Annotated in this window: 16 protein-coding genes; all 16 read left to right on the forward strand. The window is 43.8% G+C overall.

Going from position 1 to position 14449, the window contains the following annotated elements; all coding sequences use genetic code 11:
- Positions 1 to 2 precede the first annotated feature (2 nt).
- The 16 genes from ACQCV8_RS07575 to rpsA all read left to right on the forward strand — a co-directional run bounded on the left by ACQCV8_RS07575 (position 3) and on the right by rpsA (position 14447).
- On the forward strand, positions 3 to 731 hold the full coding sequence (locus ACQCV8_RS07575) for a LysM peptidoglycan-binding domain-containing protein (protein ID WP_426843967.1): 729 nt from the start codon (positions 3 to 5) through the stop codon (positions 729 to 731).
- A gap of 100 nt (positions 732 to 831) precedes the next feature.
- Positions 832 to 1290, forward strand: a complete 459-nt coding sequence (locus ACQCV8_RS07580; protein WP_426843968.1) for a YpbF family protein — start codon at positions 832 to 834, stop codon at positions 1288 to 1290.
- Positions 1291 to 1309: 19 nt separating this feature from the next.
- Positions 1310 to 2083, forward strand: coding sequence for a metallophosphoesterase (locus ACQCV8_RS07585; protein WP_426843969.1), 774 nt, complete (start codon positions 1310 to 1312; stop codon positions 2081 to 2083).
- A gap of 106 nt (positions 2084 to 2189) precedes the next feature.
- Positions 2190 to 3107: a MerR family transcriptional regulator gene (locus ACQCV8_RS07590; protein WP_426843970.1), complete on the forward strand. Its 918-nt coding sequence runs from the start codon at positions 2190 to 2192 to the stop codon at positions 3105 to 3107.
- 122 nt (positions 3108 to 3229) lie between these two features.
- The gene (locus ACQCV8_RS07595; RefSeq protein ID WP_426843971.1) at positions 3230 to 3817 is read left to right on the forward strand and encodes a genetic competence negative regulator; all 588 of its coding nucleotides are present in this window, start codon (positions 3230 to 3232) and stop codon (positions 3815 to 3817) included.
- A gap of 436 nt (positions 3818 to 4253) precedes the next feature.
- The gene (locus ACQCV8_RS07600; protein WP_426843972.1) at positions 4254 to 5525 is read left to right on the forward strand and encodes a Glu/Leu/Phe/Val family dehydrogenase; all 1272 of its coding nucleotides are present in this window, start codon (positions 4254 to 4256) and stop codon (positions 5523 to 5525) included.
- 208 nt (positions 5526 to 5733) lie between these two features.
- On the forward strand, positions 5734 to 6705 hold the full coding sequence (locus ACQCV8_RS07605; protein ID WP_426843973.1) for a YpdA family putative bacillithiol disulfide reductase: 972 nt from the start codon (positions 5734 to 5736) through the stop codon (positions 6703 to 6705).
- Positions 6702 to 7673: an asparaginase gene (locus tag ACQCV8_RS07610; RefSeq protein WP_426843974.1), complete on the forward strand. Its 972-nt coding sequence runs from the start codon at positions 6702 to 6704 to the stop codon at positions 7671 to 7673. Before ACQCV8_RS07605 ends, ACQCV8_RS07610 begins: the two co-directional genes overlap by 4 nt.
- A gap of 84 nt (positions 7674 to 7757) precedes the next feature.
- A complete protein-coding gene (gene prsW / locus ACQCV8_RS07615; RefSeq protein ID WP_426843975.1) occupies positions 7758 to 8417 on the forward strand; it encodes a glutamic-type intramembrane protease PrsW in 660 nt (219 codons plus the stop codon).
- Between the two features lie 115 nt (positions 8418 to 8532).
- The gene (gene sleB / locus ACQCV8_RS07620; RefSeq protein ID WP_426843976.1) at positions 8533 to 9456 is read left to right on the forward strand and encodes a spore cortex-lytic enzyme; all 924 of its coding nucleotides are present in this window, start codon (positions 8533 to 8535) and stop codon (positions 9454 to 9456) included.
- A 15-nt stretch (positions 9457 to 9471) separates the two neighbouring features.
- Positions 9472 to 10821 carry a germination protein YpeB gene (gene ypeB, locus ACQCV8_RS07625; protein WP_426843977.1) on the forward strand — a complete coding sequence of 450 codons (1350 nt, stop codon included), beginning with the start codon at positions 9472 to 9474 and terminating at the stop codon, positions 10819 to 10821.
- A 104-nt stretch (positions 10822 to 10925) separates the two neighbouring features.
- Positions 10926 to 11582: a flagellar brake protein gene (locus ACQCV8_RS07630; RefSeq protein WP_426843978.1), complete on the forward strand. Its 657-nt coding sequence runs from the start codon at positions 10926 to 10928 to the stop codon at positions 11580 to 11582.
- A gap of 54 nt (positions 11583 to 11636) precedes the next feature.
- On the forward strand, positions 11637 to 11810 hold the full coding sequence (locus ACQCV8_RS07635; RefSeq protein ID WP_426843979.1) for a DUF5359 family protein: 174 nt from the start codon (positions 11637 to 11639) through the stop codon (positions 11808 to 11810).
- An 80-nt stretch (positions 11811 to 11890) separates the two neighbouring features.
- Positions 11891 to 12562 (forward strand): (d)CMP kinase, encoded by a 672-nt coding sequence (gene cmk, locus ACQCV8_RS07640; RefSeq protein WP_426843980.1) that lies wholly within the window; start codon positions 11891 to 11893, stop codon positions 12560 to 12562.
- A gap of 5 nt (positions 12563 to 12567) precedes the next feature.
- Complete coding sequence (locus tag ACQCV8_RS07645; protein WP_426843981.1) at positions 12568 to 13149, forward strand: lysophospholipid acyltransferase family protein; 582 nt, start codon at positions 12568 to 12570, stop codon at positions 13147 to 13149.
- Between the two features lie 164 nt (positions 13150 to 13313).
- Complete coding sequence (gene rpsA, locus ACQCV8_RS07650) at positions 13314 to 14447, forward strand: 30S ribosomal protein S1 (RefSeq protein WP_426844251.1); 1134 nt, start codon at positions 13314 to 13316, stop codon at positions 14445 to 14447.
- Positions 14448 to 14449 lie beyond the last annotated feature (2 nt).

The raw sequence follows: 14449 nt of genomic DNA on the forward strand, positions 1-14449 counted from the left end.
CCATGAGAAATCAAAAAAATCCGCCTGATCAGGCTGAGAATTTGAGAGACCAGATGATTCCGGATAAAGAACAGTATGGACAGTACCCATCGAGAAGCGAAGTTCATAAATCAAGATACCGGGCAAAGGATAAAAAGAAAAAAGTAAAGCTGAAATATCCGCTGATCAGTTTTCTGGCATTGTGCTTTATCTTGCTGCCGGTTTTGTTTCTTTTTGTGACTTATTACTATGATAAAGATGGCACCCCGCTGGACAACGGGCAAAATCTTAAAGATTATGAATCAATCATTATTGATAATAACCGGGAAGCGGAACCTGCAGAATCCGGAACAGGCAGTGATGCAGCGGAGGATATCCGTCCGGAAGAGCCGGAACAAAGTTCCCCTGATAAAAGCAGCTATGATTCTTCAGCAGAAGCGGCTGTGGAACAGCAGTCAGAAATAGGTACCCCTGCACCGGAAAAGAAAGATGAATCCCAGGCAGCGGCCAAGGAAGACTCACCCGGCAAAGAAGAAACGGAAGCCGGGCTTCAAAAGGATAAAAAGGCCAAACCTCCTAAGCAGTCTGTACAAGTAGTAAAGCATGTCGTAAAACCGAAAGAGAACTTATACCGTATATCTTTAAAGTATTTTAAAAGCAGAGTTGGAGAAGAAATCATCAAAGACCATAATCAGCTTTCAGCTAATGAGGTCTACGCCGGACAAGTACTTGAAATTCCATTAAAGCAGTGATAATCTTCGTTCAAGAGAACGGAGATTTTTTGTATCCTTTTACATACCCTGTCCTTTTTCAGAATATAAATGAATAAAGGGTTAAGGCAGGGTGATAAATTTGGAAAAAGCGATTGAGCATCTGGATTCGGCTACAGATGAACCAACGAAGAAAATGCTTCAGGGGCTGGTGGATAAAAAAAGAAAGTATGACCGGTTTAAGCGCAAGGTTTTGACTTTGCAGCTTGTATCCTTTGTCTGTATGCTGGCATTTATGCTTTATTTTTACAAATGGATTGTTCTTACCAGTGATAATAGCTTATCCATTGTACTGTCCCGTTTTGTTGATGTGTCGTTCCATTTATACTTCATTATTGCCATTGCAGGGACATATGCAACTGCTTTATATTACAAAAAGAAAGAGACAAAAGCGGAAACTGAATTTCATACATTGCGCTGCGAAGTCATCCGCAAAAGCGGTGAATTATGGCCACAGCCCTATCACTGGAAAAAAAGGATTTCAGTCTATCAAATGATGAAGGCTGAGTTTGATATTAATCTTTTTTATGAAAGCAAATGAACAGAAATAAGGTGATCCATTGACAATTTTCTTAATTGGAGCTGTTTTGGGAGCGCTATGCTTAGCGGCATACATGCTCTCCAGCGCGTTTCGCTCCAGAATTACCATTCAAAATCTTTCCTATTCCGATTTCCCCCCTGATCACGGGGAGCTCAAAATATTCTTTATATCGGATATTCATAGAAGAAAAATTTCCGATAACCTGCTGGATAACCTGCCGGCTGCCCCGGACATAATTTGCATCGGAGGGGACTTGACCGAAAAAGGGGTGCCCATTGAAAGAACAAGGGAGAATGTAAAAAGATTATGCGAAACAGCCCGGACTGTAATGGTTTTAGGCAATAACGACCCTGAAGCAGGCCTGTCTTCCCTTGAGCACCTGCTGGAGGAAGAAGGTGCAGCCCTTTTAAAAAATAAAACCTTTCCTATTCCCTCCCGTTCCGGCAAACAAATCAGCCTCCTTGGAGTTGATGAGATGAAATTTAGGTGGGACAGGCTGGATCTAGTCCTGCGGGAATCTCAAGAATCAGACTTCCGGATTCTATTGTGCCATAATCCTGAGATCGCGAAGAAGCTCACTCCTGAAACCGGAATACGACTTGTTTTGTCCGGGCACACTCACGGCGGACAAATACGCATGCTGGGTTTCGGATTGTATGAGAAAGGAAAAATTCATAAAAAACCATTTGGAGATTTGCTGATCAGCAACGGCTTTGGAACAACGCAGCTTCCATTAAGGCTTGGCGCACCTGCAGAAGCTCATTTTCTAACCATCACTTCTAGTAAAAAATGATTAACAATACTTATACAAAGTTTACACAAGGTGTTCAATTCGATATAATTTAAAAAAGAAGCTTTTTGCATGCAGGTTTAATGGCTTGCGATGGAGGATAAAGACAATGCCGAATGCTGAAGAAGGTAAATACAATATTAAGGCAGTTTCAAAAATGCTGGGAATCCAGCCCGGCACATTACGGGCATGGGAAAGACGATACCAGATGATTGCCCCTGTACGGAATGAATCAGGGCACAGATTATACACCGAGGATCATGTCCGGATCTTAAAGTGGCTGATAAACAAAGTAAATAAAGGATTCTCAATTAGTCAGGCAGTTCATTTGCTTGAAGATACAGGACTGAATGTGGATGATGGGCCGGTAGAAGCTGCTCAGACGGGAGACCGTTCTGCTGAATTAATGGACGATTTGCTGAAGGCGCTGCTTTCATTTGATGAGAATCTTGCTCATGAATTGATGAACCGGGCTTTTAGTCTGTATTCGATTGACAAAGTGATGATTGATATTCTAGGCCAGGTTCTTTCTAAAGTAGGGGATTTATGGGAACAAGGAAAAATTACAACGGCACATGAGCATTTCGCCACCTCGTTTTTAAGGTCAAGAATTGGAATGATTCTTCATACTTTGCCTGTCAACGGCCTTCTTCCCAAGGCTGTAGCCGTGTGCGGTCCAGGTGAATGGCATGAAATGGGTTTGCTGATCTTTACTCTTTTCCTGAGAAGAAGAGGCTTTGAAGTAATCTACCTTGGATCAAGCATAGCAGACAGCGATCTGCCGGTTGTGCTTGATGAGGTCCATCCCAAATTTTTGTTTATGTCATGTACGCTTCAGGATAATATTGATAAGACTCTCAAAGCGGTTGACGAGCTTAATGAAAGGTTCCCGGAGCTCCAGGTTGGCCTCGGAGGGGGAGCATTTATGGATATGGAAGAGGAGAGAAAGCGCTTATATCAAAATGCACTTCTTGGCGCGTCCAACCATGAATGGGAAATCTGGCTTAAGGAAAAGCTCGCCATGTAGCAGTGTAATAAGCTTGTCTATTTTCATCTGCCGTTGTAAACTGTTAACAAAATAACGAACCATCTTACTTGTAAATCATACAATAATTACATGGTAAGGGTTTTACGGCAGGAGGGAAAGAGATGCGTTTGGAGCGCCTTAATTATAATAAAATCAAGATATTTCTAACGATTGACGATCTTATGGATCGCGGTCTTACGAAAGAAGACCTCTGGAAAGATTCATTCAAGGTGCATCAGCTCTTCAAGGATATGATGAATGAAGCTAGCCTTGAACTAGGCTTTGAGGCTCACGGATCTCTTGCTGTGGAAGTGTTTTCTCTCCAGGCACAAGGGATGGTAGTTATTGTAACTAAAAGCAATGAAGAGATGGATGAAGAAGAAGAAGATTACACAGATGACTACATTGAAATGCAGGTCAAACTGGACGAAAGCATAGATGTTGTTTATGAATTTCAATCATTTGAAGATTTGATTCAATTATCTAAGGCCCTCAAGCAGATGGGACTGACCCAGGGATCGGTCTATTTCTTTAACCAGAAGTATTTTCTTCACATGGATGACTACTCTCCAGCGCAGATTGAGACGCTCATCGCAGTCCTGGCTGAGTTCGGCAGCTCTACAACCCTTACTCTTCACAGACTTCAGGAATATGGAAAACCAATTATGAAGGAAGATGCCATTCAGCAGCTTACTTCTTATTTTCATTAAGATTCTGCCGGGAAAATCCTAATAGGATTTTCCCGGTTTTACTTTATCGTACTGCTTGCTCTGCAGACAGGGGATTATATGGATTTGACAGATTGTTAAAGGGGTAAGCCTGAAAGCGCTCAAAACAAACCTTTGCAGCTGAGGGAGGTGCGGCAGAAAACAAGTTAACGCTGCGGCCCGCACAGTCGCTGGCAGCGCGGAAGATTTTCTTTTAAAAGTATAGACAGCCTTATCAGCGGCCACTCTCTCCGGCCGAATGAGATCCATACGATATCTTTTAAAAACGCAGCCTGATTTGTTGATTAAGGCCCATTTCACACTGTGTCAAATTTTACCCTTAAAACAGCCATTATGGCTTTGCATAACAACATTGAAGGTGTATACTATTGTCTGAAAGGCCGTCTATATCAATTGATTGACATTAGGAGGTTTACTAATGGTAGCCGAGAAAAACACCGAGAACAATCATGGGAAACATGATGTGTTAAAAGCGACCCAAACGGTGATACATAAAGCCCTTGAGAAACTGGGCTATCCTGAAGAAGTTTATGAACTGCTTAAAGAACCGATTCGAATGATGACTGTAAAAATTCCAGTACGCATGGACGACGGATCCGTCAAGATTTTCACCGGTTACCGGGCTCAGCATAATGATGCGGTTGGTCCGACAAAGGGCGGCATACGTTTTCACCCAAACGTAACAGAAACAGAAGTTAAAGCGCTTTCAATTTGGATGAGCCTTAAATGCGGAATTGTGGACCTTCCATACGGCGGAGGAAAAGGCGGCATTATCTGCGATCCGCGAGACATGTCATTCCGGGAGCTTGAGCGCCTGAGCAGAGGGTATGTAAGGGCAATCAGCCAGATAGTCGGGCCAACTAAGGATATTCCGGCACCGGATGTATTTACAAACTCGCAGATCATGGCTTGGATGATGGACGAGTACAGCCGTATTGATGAATTTAACTCACCCGGTTTCATTACAGGAAAACCTCTGGTTCTCGGAGGATCTCACGGACGGGAGTCTGCTACAGCAAAAGGGGTAACCATTTGTATACATGAAGCAGCAAAAAGGAAAGGCATTTCCCTGCAGGGAGCGCGTGTCGTTGTACAGGGGTTTGGAAACGCCGGAAGCTTCCTCTCTAAGTTCATGCATGACGCCGGAGCTGTCGTTGTGGGAATTTCCGATGCTTATGGCGGTCTGTATGATCCGGACGGGCTGGATATTGACTATTTGCTTGACCGCAGAGACAGCTTTGGGACAGTGACCAAATTATTCAACGATACCATCACGAACAAAGAATTGCTTGAGCTGGACTGCGATATTCTCGTTCCGGCAGCCATTGAAAACCAGATTACAGAAGAGAATGCCCATAATATCCGGGCCTCCATAGTGGTAGAAGCTGCAAACGGCCCGACTACACTGGAAGCAACGCAGATTTTAAATGACCGGGGAATTTTGCTCGTGCCCGATGTGCTGGCGAGCGCCGGAGGAGTGACCGTCTCCTATTTTGAGTGGGTGCAAAACAATCAGGGTTATTACTGGACAGAAGAAGAAGTAGAACAGAAGCTTGAGAAAGTAATGGTGAAATCATTTAATAATATTTATGAAACGTCTCAGAACAGGCGGGTGGACATGAGGCTGGCTGCTTATATGGTCGGGGTTCGTAAGACCGCTGAAGCGAGCAGATTCAGAGGCTGGATATAATCCGTTGCACACGGTTTAAAAATCTCCTATCATTAGATAGGAGATTTTTAAACGTCTGGCTGCAGATTTACATCTGAGGGGTTCCCCCAGCAAATAAGAATATGCCGGCGTCGAAATCAGGGAGGATTAAAAGGAAAACAGTAATGTTTTATGACAGCTGTTTTCAGCAATTACGTATCGCTAAAGGTATAGCACTGGAGTGAAAAGGATGAGAAATGAAGATGTGATTGTTGTCGGCGGCGGACCATGCGGCCTGGCAGCAGCAATCGCCATGCAAAATATCGGATTGGACCCGCTGGTCATTGAAAAAGGAAATATCGTAAATGCCATTTACCGCTATCCTACCCATCAGACATTTTTTAGTTCAAGTGAAAAGCTTGAGATAGGAGATGTCGCATTTATTACAGAGAACCGCAAGCCGGTCAGGAACCAGGCCCTTGCCTATTACAGATCTGTTGTCAAAAGAAAAGAGATTCGGATTCACCCTTTTGAAAAGGCAGAAGAGATTAAGAAGATGGAAAATGGCTCCTTTGTTATATCTACGTCCAAAGATAAATACAATGCCCAATCCGTCATTATAGCAACAGGCTACTATGACCACCCAAACTACATGAACATTCCAGGGGAAAATCTCCCGAAAGTTTTTCATTATTTTTCTGAAGGACATCCATATTTTGACCAGGATGTAGCGGTTATCGGAGGCAAAAATTCAAGTGTAGATGCGGCCCTGGAGCTAGTCAAAGCAGGGGCGAACGTAACGGTTCTGTACAGGGGGACCGAATATTCAAAAAGCGTAAAACCCTGGATCCTTCCAGAATTTGATGCGCTCGTACGAAATGGCACCATCCATATGGAATTTGGAGCCTGTGCCACAGAAATTACGGAATCCGAAATCGAATATGTGGCCGGCGGGAAAAAACTGCGCATTCCCAATGACTTCGTGTTTGCTATGACAGGGTATCATCCTGATCATCAATTTCTGAGGAACATGGGTGTGGAAGTCGATGCGGAATCAGGAAGGCCGGTTTTTGATCCGGATACAATGGAAACGAACGTGAAAGGGATCTTTATAGCGGGTGTACTTGCTGCCGGAAACAATGCAAATGAAATATTTATCGAAAACGGCCGGTTTCACGGCGGCTTAATAGCAGAATCATTAAGAGGGAGGATTAGGAAATGAAGAAAAAAGTACTTCTTCTGACAACGGGAGGAACCATTGCAAGCAAAGAGATTTCAGCAGGCCTGCTTTCTTCTGGTGAGCTCTCTGGTGAAGAACTGGCGGCGTTATGCAGGCTGCCCGAGGACATTGAAGTGAAAGTCATCGACGTCATGAGGCTTCCGAGCATGCATATCACGCTGGAAAAGATGATGGATTTAAAGGAAGTCATTGAAGATGAATTTGAAGATCCGGACGTATCAGGGATTGTTGTAACCCACGGTACTGACAGTCTGGAGGAAACTTCCTATTTCCTGGATTTAACGATCAAAGATCAGCGTCCGGTCGTTATAACCGGTTCTCAAAGAGCCCCCCATGATGTTGGAACAGACGTGTATTCTAATCTGCGCAACTCAATATATGCAGCTGCGAGTGATGCACTTTGTGATGCGGGGGCCGTAGTAGTTTTTAATGAGCGGATTTATTCCGCAAAATACGTAAAAAAAGTGCACGCTTCAAACCTGCAGGGATTTGAATCCTTCGGCTACGGCTATATGGGAATCATTGATAATGACAGGGTGTTTGTTTATCAAAAGCCAATCCGCAGAGATCAGCATGAACTGGCTCATCCATTGCCGAGGGTGGATATTATTAAATCGCATACCGGACAGGACGGTTTGTTTATTCATGCTGCCCTTCAAGCGGGGGCGAAAGGAATCGTAATTGAAGGGGTTGGGAGAGGGCAGGTCACACCCTTTATGATGCCTTCCATCGAACAGGCACTTGATAAAGGTGTCACCATTGTGGTCACGACAAGCGCAGAAGAAGGGAAGGTCCATCCGACTTACAGCTATGCAGGCAGTGCTGAAGATCTTCAAAGAAAAGGAGTCCTGCTTGGCGGTGATTATGACAGTAAAAAAGCAAGGATCAAGCTTAGTGTTCTGTTGGCAGGCAAGGGTGGTGCTGATCAGGAAGATTTTGAGAATTTCTAAAGGGCTAAGGCATGTTCAATTGTCCCTTTCCGTGGTAGGATATTAAAAGAGACAATTGACAAAAATTGAAAAGAGGCTTACTTTATGCTAGCGGCAATATCGGCAGGAATTGCCCCTGGATTGGCAATACTATGCTATTTTTACTTGAAGGATCAATACGAATCAGAGCCGGTATATATGGTGATTCGCGCGTTTGTTTTTGGAATGATCCTCGTATTTCCTCTAATGTTTATCCAATACATAATTGAGACGGAAAAGGTATTTGCGAACGACTTTAACCGGATCTTCTTTTCTTACGGCCTGCTTGAGGAATTTTTCAAGTGGTTTATTTTTATCGTGGCTATTTACCCCCATGTGCATTTTGATGAGCATTATGATGGGATTGTTTATGGAAGTGCTGTTTCACTGGGCTTTGCAACTCTCGAAAATATTCTTTTTTTGTTTTCAAACGGCTTGGAGTTTGCGATCGGAAGAGCTTTGCTCCCCGTATCCAGTCACGCGCTATTTGGAGTCATCATGGGCTATTATCTTGGAAAGACCAAGTTTACAAACCATTCAGGCTATAAAATGAAATGGCTTCTGTTAAGCATCATCCTGCCTGTCACGCTCCATGGATTTTACGATTATGTTTTATTTACCTATAAATTCTGGCCGGTCATTATGCTTCCTTTCATGCTCATCCTATGGTGGTTTGGTCTTCATAAAGCGAGACAGGCAAGGCTTGCGAGAAATATCGGGTCATAAATGAGAGTCCTAAAAAGGGCTCTTTTTTTGCGTTTTAAAAAGTTCCTGCATAAAATGCCAATCACTACAAAAAATACAAGTAACAAAAATCATCCATAACATAGGAGGCAGCAGCATGATCAGGTTACGTTTCGCATGGATGGTACTGCTCTCAGTTACCTTAATTTTAACGGCATCATACGGGTACGGAGATCATCCGAAAGCAAATGCTTTTACACAGCAAGTGATTCAGCGGGGAGCTGTAGGAGATGATGTCATTGAATTGCAGTCCAGACTCCAGTATATAGGGTATTACCACAGTAAAATTGACGGAGTATACGGGTGGAGCACCTATTGGGCTGTCAGGAACTTTCAGCATGACTACGGCTTAAAGGACATTGATGGTCTTGTCGGTCTGACAACCAAGCAGAAGCTTGCCGGCCAATCCAAGTTTTATGCACGTTTCGTTCATTTGCAGCTGGCTAATGGAAAAGACTTTACCCATTATGGCGGAATCCCGCTTGATAAGCAGACCGGGCCATCGAAAAAGCTTCGGACACAGATGAGGGCGAAAAACCAGGGCAAAAAGCTTGCGAAAGATCAGCAGGGCGGAGACCGGGATCAGCCTGCTCCGGAGGAGAACCGGAAGGGAACGGCAGAAAAGCAGAAAAATAAAAATACAGCGGTCAACATGCCGGCAGGCTATTCGCAAAATGATCTTCAATTAATGGCAAATGCAGTCTATGGCGAGGCTCGCGGAGAATCTTATGTAGGCCAGGTAGCCGTTGCCGCCGTTATTTTAAATAGAATTGAAAGTCCGACATTCCCGGATACGGCAGCAGGGGTGATTTTTGAACCTGGGGCATTTACTGCTGTCGCAGACGGACAAATATGGCTTGAACCGAACGAACAGGCAAAAAAAGCAGTGCTGGATGCGATTAACGGATGGGATCCAACCGAGAGTGCTATGTATTATTTCAATCCTGATACAGCGACGAGCGGATGGATTTGGGGCAGACCTCAAATCAAAAAAATCGGAAAACATATTTTCTGTAAATAAGAAGGGGGATTTCCTGTGATACGCGGAATAATCATTGCATTTCTCGCAATCGGCGTTATCGGGACTGGCTACTGGGGCTATAAAGAGCACCAGGAAAAAAATGCAGTTCTGATTCATGCTGAGAATAACTACCAGAGGGCATTTCACGATTTATCCTATCAAATGGACCAGCTGCACGACAAAATTGGTACGACACTGGCCATGAATTCAAGAGAATCACTATCTCCGGCTCTTGCGGAGGTCTGGAGAATAACATCTGAGGCACATAACGACGTCGGCCAGCTTCCCCTTACGCTGCTGCCATTTAATAAAACGGAAGAGTTTCTAGCGAGCATTGGGGACTTCAGCTATCGGGCTGCGATTCGAGATCTGGAGAACAAGCCGCTGTCAAAGGATGAATATGCTTCACTGCAAGCCCTCTATGGAAAATCGGCGGACATTCAGAAGGAATTGCGGAATGTCCAGCATATGGTTCTTGATAAAAACCTGCGCTGGATGGATGTAGAGCTCGCTTTAGCCTCAGGAGAAAAGCAGCAGGATAACACGATTATTGATGGATTTAAAACCGTAGAAAATAATGTCAGCGCCTACTCGGAAACGGATTTCGGTCCGGGCTTTACCTCTATGAAAACAGAGGAAAAAGGATTTGAGCAGTTAAAGGGCAAGGATATCACACCGGAACAAGCAAAGCAGCGGGCTAAAGAATTTGCTTCTACCGATGTTGAAAAACTGAAAGTCACTGAAAGCGGAAAAGGCGCCGGATTCGAATTTTACAGTGTATCGATGTATGACAAAAAGCATAAAGCGGACCTGTACATGGATATTACGAAAAAAGGAGGATATCCGATCTGGCTGATCCAAAGCAGAGATGTAAAAAAAGAAAACATCAGTCTAAATGATGCTTCAAATAACGCAGTCAGCTTTTTAAAGGAACACGGTTTCGAAACGGAGGATTTGGTCCTGAATGAGAGTGCCCAGTATGACAGCATTGGGGTGTTCTCTTATGTTCCGAATGAGAATGGCATTCTTCTGTATCCTGACACACTGAAAATCAAGGTGGCGCTTGATGATGGACAGGTCATTGGTTTCTCGGCTAAAGATTTCCTTGCCTCCCACAGGAAACGCGAAGTGCCTAAGCCCGGAATCAGCGAGGCTAAGGCAAAAGAAAAGCTCAACCAGAAAGTGATGGTTCAGGAAAGCAGACTTGCCATTATAACAAATGAACTGGGTGAAGAAGTGCTGTGCTATGAATTCCTTGGCACCATAGATGATGATACGTACAGGATGTTTATTAATGCAGGCAGCGGGATGGAAGAAAAAGTCGAAAAGCTTAAAAATGCAGAACCGATCTATAATGAAGTATAAGTTTGCATGAAAAAGGAAAAGTCGAGGCTTTTCCTTTTTCTTATTACATGATTTAATAAAGAATGAGATGATATAGAAAACACGATTTGAAAAGAGTGATGGGAATGCTTGAAATCGGCAGTGTAATGACGCTTGAACCGCTTGATCAGCCGGGTGATATGTATAGATGCAAGTTAGTGTCGATGGATGAAGCCACGATTTCCATTGATTATCCGGTTAGCGAAACAACTGGAAAAACCGGATTTCTTGTAAACGGGACCCTCCTTTCCTGCCTGGTTGTAGGATCTGACCAGAATCCTTACCGGTTTGAAACGGCTGTAATGGGCCGCAGAAAAGAGAATATCCCTGTCATCCTTCTGAAACTCCCCCAAAAAAATGATATTCTGAAAATCCAAAGACGGCAGTATGTCCGCATTGATACGGATGTAAACGTGGCTGTCCACTCACCTGATGGAGTTTTTCCCGCTTTTGTGAGCGTTACATCCGATTTAAGTGCAGGTGGAGCCGCCATTATCATCCCTGAAGACATAGAGATAGAAGAAAGACAGCCTTTAACCGTCTGGCTCTCTCTCCCGCTGCAGGATGGCACGATTAGCTATGTGAAAATGGACTCGGAATCCATTAGGGTTTATGAAGAATCCGGTGTGAAAAAAGCAACCATTCAATTTTTAAATATGAATGATTTATCGCTGCAAAAGATTATTCGGTTCTGCTTTGATCAGCAGATCTTAACAAGGAAAAAAGAAGCAGCTGCTGAATAAGAAACAGTTCCCAAACCGATACTCATTATAAAATGGGTGGAAGGATGGGGAGCTGTGAAGCGAGCAGAAAGAATGTTAATGAAATTAATTCTTTTTCATCTGGCTGCACTGATTGCTGCACAAGCAATCATGCAGCAGCCTGCAGTAAAACCATATGTTTCAAAAGCAATCCGGTATGAAGGGGTTAACAGGCAAACCGTGAGCGAGTGGCTGGAAACATTTAAATAATTCTGCATGCAGATGAACAGTCTGCATTCTTTTATGCTGCGAACAGCAACAAATCTATTACTCTTAAAAGGAGACTGAACATGAGAAAAAGACTATCTGTAGCAATAGATGGACCTGCCGCAGCAGGCAAGAGCACGGTAGCTAAACAAGTAGCAGAGCATTTTTCCTATATTTACATAGACACTGGGGCTATGTACAGAGCTTTGACTTTAAGAGCAATACAGGAAAAGGCCGACCCCGGCAGTGAATCGGCCCTGATGGACATCCTCCGGACTATGGAAATATCGCTTGTGCCGGAAGGCCCCAGCCAGCTTGTTTTCGTCAACGGGGAAAACGTAACGGATGACATCCGTACAGATGAAATCAGCAATCAGGTATCAGCCGTTTCGATGCACCGCATGGTCCGCGAAGAGATGGTAAAAAGACAGCAGAAAATGGCTGAAGCTGGCGGTGTGGTCATGGATGGGCGGGATATTGGAACGCACGTTCTTCCTGATGCAGATGTAAAAGTATTTTTGCTTGCTTCCGTAGAGGAACGAGCAAAACGGAGATATGAGGAAAACCTTCTCAGGGGCTATCACTCAAGCATCACAAAGCTTGAGGAAGAGATAGCAAGAAGGGATAAGCTGGATTCAGAGAGGGAAGTTTCACCTCTGAAAAAAGCGGATGGAGCAGTGGAAATCGATACAACCTCACTGAGCATTGACCAGGTTGTGGAACGAATTGAAGAATTGATGAAGGAAAGGCTCTGATTAACATGTCCTTATACCAGTTTGGCAAAAACCTTATATTAGTCCTTTTTAAACCGATTTACAGAATGGAAGTCCATGGCAAGGAAAACTTTCCTAAGAGTGGATCGGTTCTGCTCTGCTGCAATCATATTGATAATCTGGATCCCCCTATTGTTGGAGCGTGCACTCCGAGAATGGTTCATTTTATGGCAAAAGAAGAGCTGTTTAAAGTGCCTGTTCTGGGGAAAATCTTAAGCAGGGTCGGAGCATTTCCCGTCAAAAGAGGTCTTAGTGACCGTGAAGCATTGCGGAAAGGCCTTAAAGTTTTAAAGGATGGAGAGGTTTTAGGATTGTTTCCAGAGGGAACTAGAAGTAAAGACGGCAAGCTTGGCAAAGGGCTTGCAGGAGCAGGATTCTTTGCTCTCCGTTCAGACGCCTTGGTCATGCCTTGTGCTGTGGTTGGGCCCTATAAGCCTTTTAAAAAAGTGCGGATTTACTTCGGCGAGCCATTGGATGTCCGTGAATACAGAGAGAAAAAAGTCTCAGCAGATGAGATGACTCTGGTTATTATGAATCAAATTGGAGAACTGCTCGAAAAACATCGTTAAATGACAGTTATGACTTGACAAAAAGTAGCATTTATTAGAAGTTAGTACAAAGAGGGGTTTTCATTTCATTCGCTTGTTGAATGAAATACCATACATATATCAAAGTCGTGCAGGTTTTGACCAAGGAGGTAAATGGAATGGTAGATGAAATGAACAATGGGGAAATGGATAACGTAGAAGTGACAGTTCCAGAGGTTGGAGACATCGTTAAAGGAACTGTAGCGAAGGTGGAAGAGAAGCAGGTAGTTGTGGAAATTGAAAATTGCAAGCACACAGGAATCATCCCAATCAGTGAACTTTCAAGCCTTCACATTGAAAAAGCATCTGATGCGGTTAAAGAGAACGATGAGCTTGAGCTCAAAGTTTCAAAGGTGGAAGATGAAGCGATCATCCTTTCCAAACGTGCGGTTGATGCTGATAAAGCATGGGATGACCTTGAGAAAAAGTACGAAGAAAAAGGTATTTTTGAAGCAGAAATCAAGGATGTCGTTAAAGGCGGACTTGTTGTAGATTTAGGTGTACGGGGGTTCATCCCGGCTTCATTGGTGGAAACACATTTCGTTGAAGATTTCTCGGATTACAAAGGAAAATCATTATCGCTTATGGTTGTAGAGCTCGACCGTGAGAAAAACCGGGTTATCCTTTCACACCGCGCTGTTATTGAAAAAGAATCGTCTGACAAAAAACAGCAGCTGCTTGAGTCGCTGCAGGCGGACCAGGTTCTGGAGGGTACTGTGCAGCGTCTGACAGATTTCGGCGCCTTTGTTGACATCGGCGGAGTAGACGGCCTTGTTCATATCTCCCAGCTTTCCCATACTCATGTGGATAAGCCTTCAGATGTGGTAGAGGAAGGACAGAAGGTATCCGTGAAAGTTTTATCTGTCGACCGTGATAATGAAAGAATCTCTCTTTCAATTAAAGAAACTCTTCCAGGACCATGGTCCCGTATTTCCGAGAAGGTTAAAGCGGGCGATGTTAAAGAGGGAACGGTTAAGAGACTTGTCAGCTTCGGTGCCTTTGTTGAAATCCTTCCCGGTGTAGAAGGACTTGTACACATTTCCCAAATTTCCAGTAAGCACATCGGCACACCACAGGAAGTGCTTGAGGAAGGCCAGACCGCAGAGGTAAAGGTGTTGGATGTAAATGAAAATGAGCAGCGCATTTCTTTAAGCATGAAAGAGCTTCAAGAGCCTCAAAAAGCGGATGAATCCGATTATAAAAATTATCAGCAAAAGGAAGAATCCACTGGATTCTCTTTGGGCGATATGATTGGCGACCAATTAAAAAAACTTAAATAATG

This window comes from Metabacillus sp. 84 (assembly GCF_050107715.1).
In the GTDB taxonomy this organism is placed as follows: domain Bacteria; phylum Bacillota; class Bacilli; order Bacillales; family Bacillaceae; genus Metabacillus_B.